Consider the following 14369-nt stretch of genomic DNA (forward strand, 5'->3'; position numbering starts at 1 on the left):
GTTCAGATTGGCAGCTTGCGGAAGATGCTCCGCGGGATGTGTCGCAACACCATCATCACATAGCGGAATGCTGCTGGCGCCCAAACCAATTCCTTACCTTTTGCGGACGCGGTCACCGCCAGGTTGGCGACGTACTCCTTGTCGACGGTGAGCGGCGCCTCCTTGATGTGCGCGCTCATTCGGGTGCGGACCTGGCCGGGCCGGATGACGAGGACGCGAACGCCGTACTCGCGCAACGCCTCTCCCAAGCCGAGATAGAAGCCGTCCAGGCCGGCCTTGGTGGAGCCGTAGACGAAGTTCGACCGCCGCACCCGCTCGCCGGCCGCGCTGCTCATCGCGATGATCTGGCCGAAGCCCTGCTCCCGCATCTTCTCGGCCAGCAGCACACCCACCGAAACCGCCGCGGTGTAATTGATTTCGGCGGCCCGCACGGCCTTACGCTGGTCTTGCCACAGCTCTTCGGCGTCCCCGAGGATGCCGAACGCGACGATGGCCACGTCGACGTCTCCGCCGGCGAACGCCTGGTCGATGGTCTTCGGATGGCTGTCGGTGTCGAGAGCCTCGAAGTCGATCAGCTCCACCGAGCGCGCGCCGGCGGCTTTCATCTGGGCCACGGCGTCGTCGCGGCCCGGGTCGTCGGGCATGGCGGCCAACAGGATTCGCGCCCGCGCGTTCTTCAGGTAGCGCTCGCAGATGGCCAGCCCGATCTCGGACGTGCCGCCGAGCAGCAGGATGGTCTGCGGGTTGCCCACGGCGTCAAGCACCATCTAGAGCAGCTCCAGTCGTCGGGCCATGTCGGAGGCGAACACGCCGGTGGGGTCGACCTTGCGGCGCACGGCGATCCACTCGTCGATGCGGGGGTACATGGCGTGGAAGGTTTCGGCGGTGGTACGCGAATCCTTGGCGGTGTAGACGCGGCCGCCGAATTCCAGGACCCGGTGGTCGAGTTCGTTGAGGAACTCGTTGAGCCCCGGCTTGATCGGGAAATCCACGCAGACGTTCCAGCCCGGGATCGGGAAGCTCAGCGGCGCCTGGTTGCCCGGGCCGAACAGCTTGAACACGTTGAGAAACGAGTAGTGCCCGGACTTTTGGATGTCGCGGATGATGCCCTTGAACTCCTCGACGGCGCTGGTGGGCACCACGAACTGGTACTGGCCGAAGCCGGCCGGGCCGTATGCGCGGTTCCATTCGCCGAACATGTCCAGCGGGTGATAGAACTGCGTCAGGTTCTGGATCTTGCCGCGATACGTCCCGGACTTGCGGTACCACAGCTCGCCGATCGGCCCGAAGGTGTACTTGTTGGCCAGACCATTCGGGAAGACGTCGGGAAACGTAAAGAATTGCGGCGCCTGGAATTTCAGCGGATCGCGCCGCAGCTTCTCGGGCAGCTGGTCCAGTGTGGCCAGCGAGCCGCGCGATATCGCCGCGCGGCCCAGCTTCGGCGGCGCGCTGATGGCGTCGAACCAGGCGCTGGAATAGGTGTAGTCGGCCTCGCTGCCGTCGCTGTGAAAGGCGATGGTTTCGTCGAGGCTCGCCGTGACGTCCCCGTCGGCGATGAAATACGCGGTCTCCGTTGGCGTCATCTCGATGGTGGCGCGCAGGATGATCCCGGTCAGGCCGTTGCCGCCGACGGTGGCCCAGAACAGCTCGGCGTCCTCGCCCGACGGGGTGAGGTGGCGGACCTGGCCGTCGGCGGTCAGCAGGTCCATGCTGCGCACGTGGTTGCCGAAGCTGCCCGCGCTGTGGTGGTTCTTGCCGTGGATGTCGCAAGCGATCGCGCCGCCGATGGTGACCTGGCGGGTCCCCGGCAGCACCGGCACCCACAGCCCGAACGGCAGCGCCGCCTTCATCAGCTGGTCCAAATTGACCCCGGCGTCGAGGTCGGCGAGCGCGGTGTCCGCGCTGATGGAGTGGATCCGGTTGAGCGGCGTCATGTCGATCACCAGGCCGCCGCCGTTTTGCGCGTTGTCGCCGTAGGAACGGCCCAGCCCGCGGGCGATCACGCCCCGCTTGCTTTTCAGGTCACCCGCGTTGGCCACCGCCTTGGCGATTTCGTCCGGGTCGGGGGTGGAAAGCACCGTCGCCACGGAGGGTGCGGTGCGGCCCCAACCGGTGAGCCGTTTGGTGGTGAACATCGTGACGAGGGTACCGCCTGCCCGGCTGGGCTCAGCGGATGCGGAAGATTACCGCTCGCTGCACGACGAAGTTGATGACCGTCGCGGTGCCCTGCGCGATCACGAACGCGACCGGTATCGCCCACGCGCGGTAATGCAAGAGGGCGAGGGCCAGGTGGTTGAGCCCGACCTGCGCGGTGAAGGTAACGGCGTAAAGCACCATGACCGCGATGAACCGGGCGGTGCTCGGTGGCGCCTGAAACGTCCAGCGGCGGTTGATCAGGTAGGCCGTGATGGTGCCGACGACGAAGCTGGTCGCCTTCGACAGGTCGACCTGCACGCCGACCAGCTTGTAAAGGACGACATAGAGGCCGAAGTCGACGATGCCGGCCATGCCGCCGGTGACGACGAAGCGCCAGACTTGCGTCGTCAGACTCAGCGATGGGCCCGACGGCGCGGCTTGAGACATGGCGGGCTCATTCTAACGGGACCGGGGTGTGCCCGGGCTGCGTCAGCGGGGCAGCTTCACCGAGATCAGCTCGACCCGGTTCTCGCCCTGGGGCGTCGGGTAGGTCACCGTGTCGCCCGCCTTGTGCCCGGCTAGGGCCTGCGCCAAGGGGCTGCGCGCGGTCAGCGTCTCGGCTTCGCGGCCGACGGGGGTCTCCTCGACGATGGAGATGACGTGCATCGTGACGACTTCCCCATCTGGGAAACGCAGGGTCACCTCGGTGCCGCCGGGCAGCGCCTCGGCGTCTTCGTCGGGCGCGGGCCCGGACCGCAATCGCCGGTCGAGTTCGTTGATCCGGTCGGCGAGGACGGCCAGTTCGTCGGCGCGCTGGATGGCTTCGGCGGCGTCGCCGTGGTCGCCGATCATGCCGCGGTCGTTTTTGACCTCGGCCTCGAGGCGGTCCCGCCGCTGCCGTAACCGGTCCAGCTCGGCGGCGAGGTTCTCCCGCGCCAAGTCCGCCGCTGAGGGGGCTTTTTTGCTCACGTCCTTCGACCCTGTCTGCCGCAACTGTGCTTCGTAGCGCTTCAGTGTCGCACCACGACGAGGCAGCCGCCACCATTTCCGCGGCTAGCCCCGTTGTTGTACACGTGCATACCCGGAAGGCGGGGTTTCTATCCTTGTTTGCTGGCTATGCCCAACCCGGCGCCCTTACCGGTCCCGCGGTGAGCGTGACCACGTTGTGGCGGCTCTCGCTCGCCTCGATCCGGTGCTGGGTTCGGTTTCGGCGCTTGCCCAGGTTGGCCAGGAGCGGTGGCAGCACAGCAGGTCTCGAAAACCTTGCGCGCTCGGTAGCGCGCGGTGCGGCCGCTCGGTGCATGGTGGCGACGTAGACGTCGTCGTATGGGCCAAGAGTCGGGCCGGCGCCTTGACGGATCCTTGGAGGATTCTTGGCGGCGTTAGAAGGGCGGTGGCTCGTAGCTGGCCGCGATCCGCTCGGCGCGCCGTGCCGCCTCCGCGGCGATCCGCGCTTCGTTGACGCCGCGCTCCCAGCTGATCCTGGCGGCCCGCTCCTGGGCCCGGGTTCGCCGGCGGGCCGGCATCATGAGGCCGCGGTTTTCCGCCGGAGGGGGGTCCGTCGGCAACACCAGCGCTCCCGTAGGGACGGCCAGGGCCGGAAACAGCAGGCTCCCACCGGGTTTGGTGGCGTATTCGCGGCCCGAGGGTGATGTCCAGACCACGGTGCCGTCGGGCTCCTGTCGGTCTCGCCACCCATCCGGGCCGACGTGGAACGTCTTGAGAAGGTGGTGATAGCGACACAGCAGTTTGAGATTCGACGGATGGGTGGGACCCAGCGGAAACGGCACGGTGTGGTCGATGTCGCAGAATTCGGACGGCTCGTCGCAACCGGGGAAGCGGCATGTCAAATCACGGAACCGCACGAATTCGGCCAGCGCCGTCGACGGTCGATAGCCCGACTCCGCCACGCCCGGCGGGATCCACAGGGGCCTGATTCTGGCGAGCGCGCCCATCTCACGCAACAGCTCTGCGGGCAATGGGCCATGCCCGGCCAGGTAGCCGGGCGCTTCCGAGTCGCCGTTGACGGCCGCCTGCTCGGCGAGCACATGGATCACCAGGTTGCCGCTTGTCGGGCGTAGGGGCGCAGTGCATTCCGCCCTGCCGCACTGGCAGCCCAACACCTCGGCCCCCAAGGCCAGCGCACCCAAAGCATCGGCGCGACGCTGAGCTTTCGTACGCGGGTCGTCCGGGCATACCGTGGCCGCCAGCGCGTCCAGCTTGTGATCGAGGGCTACGCCGTCGGTGGCATGCAGTTGCGCCCACACCCCGGCGAGCCCGGGATCGGTGCACGCGACCTCGACATAGCGGTCCTGGTTGCGCGGGCCCGGCACCCGAACTCCCGTCGGGTCATAGCGCGCGACCCACATGTCGATGCGCTCGGCAGTCTTGGGGCCGGACAAGCGCATCCACTTCGGGGCATGCCGCGCGACCGCGGCATCGATCCGGGCGATTACCTCGGCATCGTCGATGTTCTCCGTCCGCGTCACCAACGCTGCCACCAGGCGGAAGTCGATATCGCCGCGCGCGAACACCTCCGCCACCCGTGGCAGCCGCTCACGCAACGCGATCGCATGGCGCAATCGACCACGGGCGCGACCCCGGCTGATCCGCAGCGCTGCCGCGACCTCCGCGACGACGTTCTCGTGCCCGTCGACGACCCAACTAAACCGCTCGACGTCATCCTCCGGCGCCCGGCGTGCGTACAGCTCGCCGATGGCCGCGAGCTCGCGTGCGGACGCCATGTTTTGAGCGCGCCCGGCATCGGTGATGGCGTCCACCACCGCGGCATCGGACATTGCTTCGAACATGTGTTCGAGATTAGTTGACTCCACTGACACGTCCGACTTTCAGTTCGGTGAACTGCGGCGCTACTGGCTCCCGGCTAGGATCGGCCCGATGGTATTTGCGATGGAGCCGGCTGCCGTGGGGGCTTCGGCGGCGACCCAGGCGGATTTGGCTGCTCAAACAGGTGCGGATGCGGCCGCGGGCGCTGCGACGTTGCTGGGAGCCAGGCCGATGGGCGTCGACGCTGATTCGGCGGCCTTCGCCGCGGCGCTGGCCGCGGTCGGTGCGGCGTTTCTCGTGACCGCTGCTGAGCATGCGGCGGCACGGGCTTTGTTCTCTGACGCCCAGTCCACGGCGGCTGCGACCACGGCGAGTAGTGAGGCGATCCGCGCGGCGACCTTGTCGCTGTAGCAGTTGAGGGGTTCTGGTGGCGCATCCGTGGCCGAGTTTTAGCCCGGAGGCCAACTACACGTCGTTGATGTCGGGGTCGGGTCCGGCATCGACGTTGGCGTATGCCGAGACATTGAGCGCCCACGCGGCGAATTTGCAAACGGTGGCGGCGACGTCGACGGCGACCGGTTCGGCGACCTATGGCACCAGTTGGCAAGGGGCTTCCGCGGGGGCCTCGGCGACCACGCAGACCGCGCTGGACACCCAGCACGAGCTACTGGTCGTGGCGCTAACGGAAAAGGTCCCGCATGTGGCGGCGGCGGCCGCCGCTCACCAGACGGCGTTAGCGTCGATGGTCACTGCCGAGCAGGCCGTGGCGAATCGGATGGAGGAGCACGCCGCGGAGCAAATCAACCTGATCACGTTGGGCGCCATGACCCCGCGGATCGCGGCTCTGAATTTTGAGTATTACGGGCATATGTGGCCGCGCAATGCCGCCGCGGGCGCGGCGTATGGGGCGGCGTTGCGGGCGAGTACGGCGGCGATCATGGTTCCGTTTCCGCCGGCGGTCCCCGGAGGATCAGCGGTGGCGCCTGCTGTCGCCGCGGCGGCGTTGGCCGAAAACGCAGCCGTGAGCGCTGCCGGTGCCACGATGCAGGCCAGCGAGCAAGCCGTGCAGGCGGCGATCACGCCAGCCGCGGCCGCACAACCCTCTGCCCGGACGGTGACCGGGGCCCCGCAAGCTCCGACGGGAATGTTCGCCCGGCCTCCGCAGGCCGAAACCGTTGCCGCGCCGACGACGGGCGCACCCCCCGGGCCGGGCCTGACCCCCTCCCTGGTTGACCAGGCATTGATGTCGCGAGCCGAAACCCTAAGGCCGCCAACTGGATCGGCTCCAGGGCCAGGTGGTGTCGCCAGCGGGTATCCGGGCGCGGGATTCACCAGCTATCTCCGGCCCACCGGCGACGGTTTCACCCCTCCAACCGACGAGCAGCTCAGCAGCGCGCGTCCTGGCATGCTTAACGCCGTCGAGCTGCGCTGCCCCGTCACTGCCGCGCCTCTTACGGCCGCTCAGCCGCTGGCCTACGTTCCTCCCGAACCGTCACGTCCCACCGTCGCTTCCACGCCATCGCAACGGCCCCAGCTAGATTTTGGCGGCCCCGCGCACAAGCTGAACCCCCCACCGCCGCCACAGCTTCCACCGGCATCGCGACCGCCAGCTGCGCCGCAAAGCGGCCCGCCGGGGCCGCCTCCCGATGGCAACGGTCCTAGCGGCCTCGGCGCCCAAATGCTGGGGTCCGGACCGGGACAAGCGCCTCAGGCGCCGCCCTTCCCCATTCCGCTTGATCCGCGACCGCCCGTTCCGCCGCCTCCCCCTCCGTCACCGGGCGAACCTCCGCTACAGCCCCCGTCTCCTCCCGCATGGGCCAGCCCGCCGATACCGAAATCGGTGGAGGCGGCGCAAAAGGCATACCAGGATTTGATAAGTGCTATCGAGCATCACAATTCGTGGCGTCCGGACCCCACTAATCTGGAAGCGGTGAACGCCTACAACCAAGAGGCGTGGACATACAACGCATGGAAGGACCAACTCGAGAGACAATTAAATTCGTCAAACGCGCAATACACGCCCGCCAAAGACGCTGTACGAACGGACATACCATCCTGGACACAACCGGCGCCGGAGCAACCACATCAGCCAGGTCCGCAGGTCCCGCAAAAGGTTCAGGAAGTTCTTAAGCAGATAGATGAAGGAAAGTGGCCTCAGGCGGCGAACGCGCCGGGTACTAAAGGCGGGCGTCCTTACGAGAATGAAGATCAACTTTTGCCGACCACCGATTCATCCGGCAAGCCGATCACCTATCAAGAGTGGGACGTCAATCCGAGAGTCCCTGGTCAAGTCCGCGACGACGAGCGCATCGTTACGGGCAGCGACGGGTCGGCGTGGTATACCTCAGATCACTACGGCACATTTCGGCGGCTACGATGACTGTGAATCTAGATGACTTCCTTCTGCAGGCCGCTGATCAGGGACCCTGCGTGGGCGTACACGCCGTGACACCCGCGCCGCTTGTGCCACCACCCAGAGTCCAGCTTCGCAACATTAATGGGGCGCACATCGGAACGCTCGATGCTCTTTTTGCCGCCTTCGCCGAGGCCTGGCATTTTCCGCCGCGATTCATGGACCACCCGAACAAGGATGCGTTCAATGATTGGATGCGTGACCTGGACAATTTGGTTAACGTCGATTTGCGTAAACCCCCTGCCCGGGGCTACCTGACACACATGACCAATGCGCACATGTTCTTGGTTGAACAACCTGAAATTTTCCGCTGGTTCGCCAACAAGGTGCCATTTTATAGGGATTATTATCGTGACGGAGCGGATCCGCCTGCGGCCTTCGGCCTGTTGCTTTCGGTTCCGGGCGGTCAGCTTGCTAAAGTTCGTGAACGGTGGCTTGCCGTCGGAACTCAAATTGCGACAGTTACTATTTGAGCAGATCGCGGCCGAGATCAGCGACATGATGCCGACGGCACTGCAAACTTCCGTTCCTTCCCAGGCGCATTTCTGACGGGGCGGCCCTTACACCCAGTACGGCACCCTCGCCCGATACTGCCGCATCCCGAACGCCGCCAATATCCAGCCGACAAGTGTCAGCACCACGACGACGACCCAATGCCGCAGCTCCTGGTGCGCTCCCAGCAGCGGCGCCCGCACGATGTCCAGATAGTGCAGCAGCGGGTTGAGCTCGACGATCTTCGACCAGCGCCCGGCGCCCTGCTGCCGCAGGGTGTCGTCGTTCCAGATGATCGGCGTCATGAAGAACAGCAGCTGCACCACCGAAAACAGCAGCGGGCCGATGTCGCGGTAACGCGTGGCCAGGATGCCGAAACACAGTGACACCCATATGCAATTGAGCACGATCAGCCCCAGCGCGGGGATCACCGACAGGTCGGCCCACGACCACGGCTTGGGGAAGATGATCGCCACGACGATGTAGATGACGATGTTGTGCGCGAACAGGATCATCTGCCGCCACACCAGCCGGTAGACGTGCACCGAGAGCGGGGTGGGCAGCTGCTTGATCAGCCCCTCGTTGGCGACGAACACGTCGGAACCCTCGATGATGGCGGCGTTGATGAGGTTCCAGATGATCAACCCCAGCGTGACGTAGGGCAGGTGCACGGCCAGGTCGAGGTGGAACAGCTTGGAATACAGGCCGCCCATGGCGACGGCGGTCGTCCCGGTGGCGATGGTGATCCAGAACGGTCCCAGCACCGAGCGGCGGTAGCGCTGCTTGATGTCCTGCCAACCCAAGTGCAGCCACAGCTCGTGCCGGCGAAACCCGTCGACCAGGTCGCCCCGGGCGCGGGTGAACGTCCGTGATTGGGCAGCGGCGTCGTAGAACGTCACGTAGCACCTCCCGGCTTCCCGAACCGCTCGCGACGCCCCAAGCGCCGCAACCGAACCCACTCCAGCAGGCCCTTGGGGTCGCGCCGCGTCACCACGAAGAACCAGCCGAACCGCACCCACTCCTGGAACAGGAGCTTGCGCAGGCCCGGCTGCGACAACACATAGCCGCGGTTGCGATAGGTGAAAAACCGCTTGGTGGGGTCGTCGGGGTACTGGGTGTGCATGCGCCCGCCGAGGATGGGCTTGAACTCGTCGGATCCGCAGGGGTGCAGGTAGATCGCGTCCAGGCAGGTGCCAAACGGCAGGCCGGAGCGCACCAGCCGGCGGTGCATTTCCACCTCGTCGCCGCGGACGAAAAGCCTCAAATCGGGCACGCCGACAGCCTCGAGGGTGGACGCCCGGAACAGCGCGCCGTTGAACAGCGAGGCGATCCCGGGAAGCAGGTCCTGACCGGGCTCGGTGCGCAATTCGCTTGTGCGCCTGCGCCATACCAGGCCGCGGCGCAGCGGAAAGGCCAGCCGCTCCGGGTCGTTCATGTCGCACACCATCGGTGACACCTCGGCCAGGCCGTGCTTGTCGGCACAGGCCAGCAGGGTCGCCAGGACGTGCGAGTCCTCGGGGCGCCCGTCGTCGTCGGCCAGCCACACCCAGTCGGCGCCGTGGGCCAGGGCGTGCAACATGCCCAGCGCGAAACCGCCTGCGCCGCCGAGGTTTCGGCGCGAAGCCAAGTATGTTGTCGAAATGGGCTGTCCGGCAACGAGATCCCGGACGCGGCCGTCACCGACGAAATCGTTGTCGACCACGATCAGATGATCCGGCAGGCGGGTCTGGCCGCTCAGCACGTCCAGCGACTTGGCCAGCTGGTCGGGGCGCCGGTGGGTGACCACGACGGCGCAGATCGTCTCGCTCATGGCTGCCCGGCCGTCTCGGCCAGCACCTCGCGCACGTGGCGGGCCGCGTCCTCGCCCTCGTAGGCGCGGACCACCTCTTCGATCCCGCCCGACATGCGGATCACCCCGTGGTCGATCCACATCGCGGTCTTGCACAGCCGCGCCAGGAATTCGTTGGAATGGCTTGCGAACACCAGAATCCCGGACCGCTCGACCAGGCCCTGCAGCCGCGACTGCGCCTTCTTCATGAAGTCGGCGTCCACCGCGCCGAGGCCCTCATCGAGCAGCAGGATCTCGGGGTCGATGCTGGTGACCACCCCCATGGCCAGCCGCACCCGCATCCCGGTGGAGTAGGTGCGCAGCGGCATCGACAGGTAGTCACCCAGCTCGGTGAACTCGGCGATCTCGTCGACCTTGGCCATCATCTGCTTCCGCGTCTGTCCCAGAAACAGCCCGCGGATGATGATGTTCTCGTAGCCGGAGATCTCCGGGTCCATCCCGATCCCCAGATCGAAGATCGGCGCCACCCGCCCGGTGACCTTCGCCCACCCGCGGGTGGGCTCGTAGATGCCCGAAAGCAGGCGCAGCAGTGTCGATTTGCCGGCCCCGTTGTGGCCGACCAGCCCCACCCGGTCGCCCAGCTCGAGCTTCATGGTGATGTCCCGCAACGCCTCGACGACGACGACGTTCGAGTTGTTGCGGCCGATCGTCCCGCCCGCCCTGCCCAGGACGGCCTTCTTCAGCGACCGCGCCTTGGCGTCGAAGATGGGAAACTCCACCCACGCATCGCGCGTCTCGATGTGAGGACTTGGACCCGGCACCGTGCGTCCGCTTACAGGTACTGCCCGGTGCCCGAACCGTGGCCCGACCGGCTGATGCCCGGCGGCAGCGCGCCGGAGCGCATCTGCTCGAGCTGGGCCCGCGCCGCCATCTGCTGCGCGAACAGCGCGGTCTGGATGCCGTGGAACAGTCCCTCCAGCCAGCCGACCAGTTGGGCCTGCGCGATGCGCAGCTCGGCGTCCGACGGCGCGGCACCCTCGTTGAACGGCAGGGTGAGCCGGTCGAGCTCCTCGCGCAGCTCCGGCGCGAGGCCTTCCTCGAGCTCGCGGATGCTGGTGGCGTGGATTTCGCGCAGCCGGTTGCGGCTGGCCTCGTCCAGCGGTGCGGCGCGCACCTCCTCGAGCAGTTGCTTGATCATGGTGCCGATCCGCATCACCTTGGCCGGCTGTTCGACCAGGTCCGTCAGGGACCGCTCGTCGGAATCGTCGCCCTCCTCCGATTGGCGGATCGCCATCATCCGCGGGTCGACGCCGCCGATGACCTCGATGCCGTTGTCGTCGGGGCCGTCTGGGCCGCCACTGCCGTTACTCAACTCAGTTCACCGTCCTCGTGCGTCTAGGGGTGGGTCGCCGGGGCGTTGCCGCGCCATTCGTAGATCTTGGCCCCACCGTTGTCGTAGATCAGCGCCCACGACGTCGATTTCTCCAGCGAGATTAGTCCGTCGGGCGTAGCAAACCCTCTCACGTTGGGCACGCTGGTCAGGATGTACCTGATGTTGAGCGCCCTGATCGCCTCGACCACCTTCGGATCGGAATCGCCTTTGCGCGCCGAGGTCCAGAAGATGTAGCGGTAGTAACCCGGGCCGGTCTGCTGCGGGAAGTCGTAGTGGGTCCACAGTGGGTGCAGGTCGGCCACGGCGTACATCCACGCGGTCCCGTCGACGTTGGAGTTGCCGACCACCGTGTCGCGGGCGCCGGGCAGCTTGGCCAGGTAGGCCATCGCCATCAGGTCGCGCTGGTCGACCATCACCGAGTCGTACTTGTCACCGAACAGCACCAAGTGCCGGTAGAGGTAGTGCCGGCCGCTGAGCACGGTGGCCACCAGAAGAAGGACCGCCGTGGCGGCGGTCCAGATCGGGGCGCGTACCCGAATGAAAGGGTCGGTGACCCGTCTGGCCAGCGCGACCGCCCCCGCGACGACCGCGAACAAGGCGATGGCGGCCATCGGGGTCACCAGCATCGTCACCACCGCCGTCAGCCGCCGCGGGTCGTTGTAGAAGAACTGGCTGAACTCCTCGATGGCCCGCCCGACCGGGTTGCGAAAAGGCGCCCCCGAGTAAATGGTCGCCACGGTCAGCACCAGCCACACGGCCGGCGGCCACCAGATCCGTTTGTAAAGCAGCATCGCCATGCCGACGTACATGAGCACGACCAGGCCGTACTGGATCGGGAAGTCGTTGAGGTGGCGGGTGTGCAGCAGCAGCGCGTCGATGATGCCCTGCTTGACGCTCTTGAAGCTCGGGAACGCGTGCCCGGCGATGATGTCGGCCTGGCGCAGCACGCCGATGAATTGCGGCGCGAGGATGGCCGCCGTCGGCGCCGCCACCGCGGCCAGCGTCAGCACGTCGGGCAGCCGACCGCGCGCCGGGTGCCACAGCGCGTCCAGCAACCACCAGCCCAGCAGGAACAGGATCACGATGAATCCGCCGGTGAGGTGCATCGACAGCACACCGACCAGCGCCAGCACGGCGACCGGGATGCGGTCGCGGTGACGCAGCGTCGACGCGATCAAAACGAACGTCGGGATCGCGACGCCGTAGGCGGCCAGGTTGGGCATCGCGGCGACGCCGAACTCGACGTAGGGCACCGAGGTGAACGACGCCGACAGCGCGGCCGCGGTGGCCGACACCCCGGCCGTGCGCCACTGGGAGCTGATCGGGCGCAACAGGAACCAGGTGAGGGTCGCCGCGCTGGACGGAAACAGCCACACCGACGCGGCCAGCGCGCACAGCGTGTAGCCGGTGGTGGGCGCGGCGTCGGTGAGCTGGCAGAAGACGGACGTCAGGGCGTGCAACACCGATGGGTAGTACAGCGGCTGGTGCGTCTCGACGTTGCGCAGCTCGCCCATGTGGGTCGACGACGCCTGGCCGGTGTCGAGGATGTAGCGCACCGTGTTGGCGTGCCACACCGCGTCCCAGGTGCTCGGGATCGACTCCCAATGCGTCAGGCCGCGGTACCCCGCCCACATGATCAGCGCGGCGCCCAGCACCACCCCCGTCGCCACCAGCGCCCCCGGGCCGCGGCCGATGCCGCGCGCCTCCGCCTCGGCATCGCGGTAGCGGGCCAGCAGCAGCTGCAGACCCGTCGCGACCGCACACACCACGGCCAGTGTGGCCAGCGCAGTCCAACCGTTCCAAGGGATTCCGAGCGCCCCGAAGGGGATGATCGCCAGCGCCACCACGCCGTAGGTGAGCGCGGGGCCGACCACGAGAGCGACCGGCCAGGTTAGCTGGGTGATCCGCGCGACTACGGCACCGGGGGCTATCAGCAAGAACAGTGCGATCAGCGTTCCGATCCAGAGCCCCACTCGACTAGTATGGCTGGCCGGGTGACCTGGCTCGCGATGCCTCCGTCCGGGGAGAACGCCGATAGGGCACCCGCTACCGCCACGATTTGGCGGGAATTGCGGAAGCTTTAAGGTGGCTGGCATGGCTTTCGACGTCGCCCGGGTGCGCGGACTGCATCCGTCGCTGGGTGACGGGTGGGTGCACTTCGACGCCCCGGCCGGCATGCTGATTCCCGATTCCGTGGCGACGACGGTGTCGACCGCCTTCCGCCGGTCCGCCGCCACCACCGGCGGCGCGCACCCTTCGGCGCGGCGCAGTGTGGCCGTGCTCGAGGCGGCGCGCGCGGCGGTGGCCGATTTGTTCAACGCCGACCCGGCCGGCGTGGTGCTGGGCGCCGATCGCGCCATCCTGCTGTCGTCGCTGGCCGAGGCGTCGTCCTCGCGGGCCGGCCTGGGCTATGAGGTGATCGTCAGCCGCCTCGACGACGAGGCCAACATCGCGCCGTGGCTGCGGGCGGCGCACCGCTACGGCGCCAAGGTCAAGTGGGCCGAGATCGACATCGAGACCGGCGAGCTGCCGACGTGGCAGTGGGAAAGCCTGGTCGGCAAGTCGACCCGGCTGGTCGCCGTCGCGTCGGCGTCGGCCACGCTGGGCACCGTCACCGACCTGCGGGCGATGACCAAGCTGGTGCACGACGTCGGCGGCCTGGTGGTGGTCGACCACTCCGCGGCCGCGCCGTACCGCTTGCTCGACGTCAAGGAGACCGACGCCGACGTGGTCGCGGTGAACGCGCTGGCCTGGGGCGGCCCGCCGATCGGGGCGCTGGTGTTCCGCGACCCGGCGCTGATCAACACGTTCAGCTCGATCGCGAACGACCCGCACGCCGCCGGCCCCGCCCGGCTGGAGGTCGGGGTGCATCAGTTCGGCCTGCTGGCCGGCGTGGTCGCCAGCATCGAATACCTCGCCGCGCTCGACGAGACCGCGCGCGGCGGCCGCCGCGAACGCCTGTCGTTGTCGATGCAGTCGGCCACCTCGTACATGAACCGGGTGTTCGACTACCTGATGGTGTCGCTGCGGTCGCTGCCGCTGGTGATGGTGATCGGCCGCCCGGAGGCGCGCATCCCGGTCGTCAGCTTCGCCCTGCAGGACGTGCCCGCCGAGCGGGTGGTGCAGCGGCTGGCGGACAATGGGGTGCTGGCCATCGGCAACGAGAGCTCGCGCGCGCTCGACGTGCTGGGAGTCAACGATGTGGGTGGCGCCGTGACGGTCGGGCTGGCGCATTATTCGACGACGGCCGAGGTGGATCAGTTGGTGCGCGCCCTGGCGTCGTTGGGGTAAACCGCCCGGGCGCCGCGAGCGTGACGCCACTGCGAAACTCGGGTGCTCAAATCGCAGCTCAGTTACGC

Annotated in this window: 14 protein-coding genes; 4 read left to right on the forward strand and 10 right to left on the reverse strand. The window is 67.4% G+C overall.

Annotated elements, in window-relative coordinates:
• Positions 1–2: 2 nt before the first annotated feature.
• The 5 genes from dprE2 to AWC19_RS16155 form a co-directional block, all read right to left on the reverse strand.
• The gene (gene dprE2 / locus AWC19_RS16135; protein ID WP_085079068.1) at positions 3–767 is read right to left on the reverse strand and encodes a decaprenylphospho-beta-D-erythro-pentofuranosid-2-ulose 2-reductase; all 765 of its coding nucleotides are present in this window, start codon (positions 765–767) and stop codon (positions 3–5) included.
• Positions 768–2135 (reverse strand): decaprenylphosphoryl-beta-D-ribose oxidase, encoded by a 1368-nt coding sequence (dprE1, locus tag AWC19_RS16140; protein WP_085079069.1) that lies wholly within the window; start codon positions 2133–2135, stop codon positions 768–770. It lies immediately after the preceding gene.
• A 31-nt stretch (positions 2136–2166) separates the two neighbouring features.
• Positions 2167–2583, reverse strand: coding sequence for a GtrA family protein (locus tag AWC19_RS16145; RefSeq protein ID WP_085079070.1), 417 nt, complete (start codon positions 2581–2583; stop codon positions 2167–2169).
• A 42-nt stretch (positions 2584–2625) separates the two neighbouring features.
• Positions 2626–3105 carry a GreA/GreB family elongation factor gene (locus AWC19_RS16150; RefSeq protein ID WP_085079071.1) on the reverse strand — a complete coding sequence of 160 codons (480 nt, stop codon included), beginning with the start codon at positions 3103–3105 and terminating at the stop codon, positions 2626–2628.
• A gap of 413 nt (positions 3106–3518) precedes the next feature.
• Complete coding sequence (locus AWC19_RS16155; RefSeq protein WP_085079072.1) at positions 3519–4946, reverse strand: HNH endonuclease signature motif containing protein; 1428 nt, start codon at positions 4944–4946, stop codon at positions 3519–3521.
• 88 nt (positions 4947–5034) lie between these two features.
• Between AWC19_RS16155 and AWC19_RS29695 the strand changes: the two genes are divergently transcribed.
• Genes AWC19_RS29695 through AWC19_RS16170 form a run of 3 tightly spaced genes read left to right on the forward strand, consistent with a single transcriptional unit; the run spans position 5035 to position 7809 of the window.
• Positions 5035–5334 (forward strand): PE family protein, encoded by a 300-nt coding sequence (locus AWC19_RS29695; RefSeq protein WP_158090892.1) that lies wholly within the window; start codon positions 5035–5037, stop codon positions 5332–5334.
• Positions 5335–5350: 16 nt separating this feature from the next.
• Entirely contained in the window at positions 5351–7303 is a 1953-nt protein-coding gene (locus AWC19_RS31410; RefSeq protein ID WP_085079073.1) for a PPE domain-containing protein, read from the forward strand.
• A gap of 50 nt (positions 7304–7353) precedes the next feature.
• Positions 7354–7809, forward strand: coding sequence for a barstar family protein (locus tag AWC19_RS16170; protein WP_158090893.1), 456 nt, complete (start codon positions 7354–7356; stop codon positions 7807–7809).
• Positions 7810–7896: 87 nt separating this feature from the next.
• Here AWC19_RS16170 and wzm read toward each other — a convergent pair whose 3' ends face one another.
• From wzm to AWC19_RS16195, 5 genes are all read right to left on the reverse strand, one after another.
• Positions 7897–8727, reverse strand: coding sequence for a galactan export ABC transporter permease subunit Wzm/RfbD (gene wzm, locus AWC19_RS16175; RefSeq protein WP_085079075.1), 831 nt, complete (start codon positions 8725–8727; stop codon positions 7897–7899).
• On the reverse strand, positions 8724–9638 hold the full coding sequence (glfT1, locus tag AWC19_RS16180) for a galactofuranosyltransferase GlfT1 (RefSeq protein WP_085079076.1): 915 nt from the start codon (positions 9636–9638) through the stop codon (positions 8724–8726). The genes wzm and glfT1 overlap by 4 nt, the downstream gene beginning before the upstream one ends.
• The gene (gene wzt / locus AWC19_RS16185) at positions 9635–10438 is read right to left on the reverse strand and encodes a galactan export ABC transporter ATP-binding subunit Wzt/RfbE (protein ID WP_142281236.1); all 804 of its coding nucleotides are present in this window, start codon (positions 10436–10438) and stop codon (positions 9635–9637) included. Before wzt ends, glfT1 begins: the two co-directional genes overlap by 4 nt.
• A gap of 11 nt (positions 10439–10449) precedes the next feature.
• Positions 10450–10914 (reverse strand): bacterial proteasome activator family protein, encoded by a 465-nt coding sequence (locus AWC19_RS16190; protein WP_085079188.1) that lies wholly within the window; start codon positions 10912–10914, stop codon positions 10450–10452.
• A 98-nt stretch (positions 10915–11012) separates the two neighbouring features.
• Entirely contained in the window at positions 11013–12983 is a 1971-nt protein-coding gene (locus tag AWC19_RS16195; protein WP_085079078.1) for a DUF6541 family protein, read from the reverse strand.
• Between the two features lie 121 nt (positions 12984–13104).
• On the opposite strand from AWC19_RS16195, the gene AWC19_RS16200 reads away from it, so the two are divergent.
• Positions 13105–14301: a cysteine desulfurase-like protein gene (locus AWC19_RS16200; RefSeq protein ID WP_085079079.1), complete on the forward strand. Its 1197-nt coding sequence runs from the start codon at positions 13105–13107 to the stop codon at positions 14299–14301.
• Positions 14302–14369 lie beyond the last annotated feature (68 nt).

The organism is Mycobacterium palustre, assembly GCF_002101785.1.
Lineage (GTDB): Bacteria > Actinomycetota > Actinomycetes > Mycobacteriales > Mycobacteriaceae > Mycobacterium > Mycobacterium palustre.

Excerpts from the sequence above, each read along its gene's own strand:
- dprE2 (WP_085079068.1), bottom strand. The coding sequence starts at position 767 with ATGGTGCTTGACGCCGTGGGCAACCCGCAGACCATCCTGCTGCTCGGC.
- dprE1 (WP_085079069.1), bottom strand. The coding sequence starts at position 2,135 with ATGTTCACCACCAAACGGCTCACCGGTTGGGGCCGCACCGCACCCTCC.
- AWC19_RS16145 (WP_085079070.1), bottom strand. The coding sequence starts at position 2,583 with ATGTCTCAAGCCGCGCCGTCGGGCCCATCGCTGAGTCTGACGACGCAA.
- AWC19_RS16155 (WP_085079072.1), bottom strand. The coding sequence starts at position 4,946 with ATGTTCGAAGCAATGTCCGATGCCGCGGTGGTGGACGCCATCACCGAT.
- AWC19_RS29695 (WP_158090892.1), top strand. The coding sequence starts at position 5,035 with ATGGTATTTGCGATGGAGCCGGCTGCCGTGGGGGCTTCGGCGGCGACC.
- glfT1 (WP_085079076.1), bottom strand. The coding sequence starts at position 9,638 with ATGAGCGAGACGATCTGCGCCGTCGTGGTCACCCACCGGCGCCCCGAC.
- AWC19_RS16190 (WP_085079188.1), bottom strand. The coding sequence starts at position 10,914 with ATGATGGCGATCCGCCAATCGGAGGAGGGCGACGATTCCGACGAGCGG.
- AWC19_RS16200 (WP_085079079.1), top strand. The coding sequence starts at position 13,105 with ATGGCTTTCGACGTCGCCCGGGTGCGCGGACTGCATCCGTCGCTGGGT.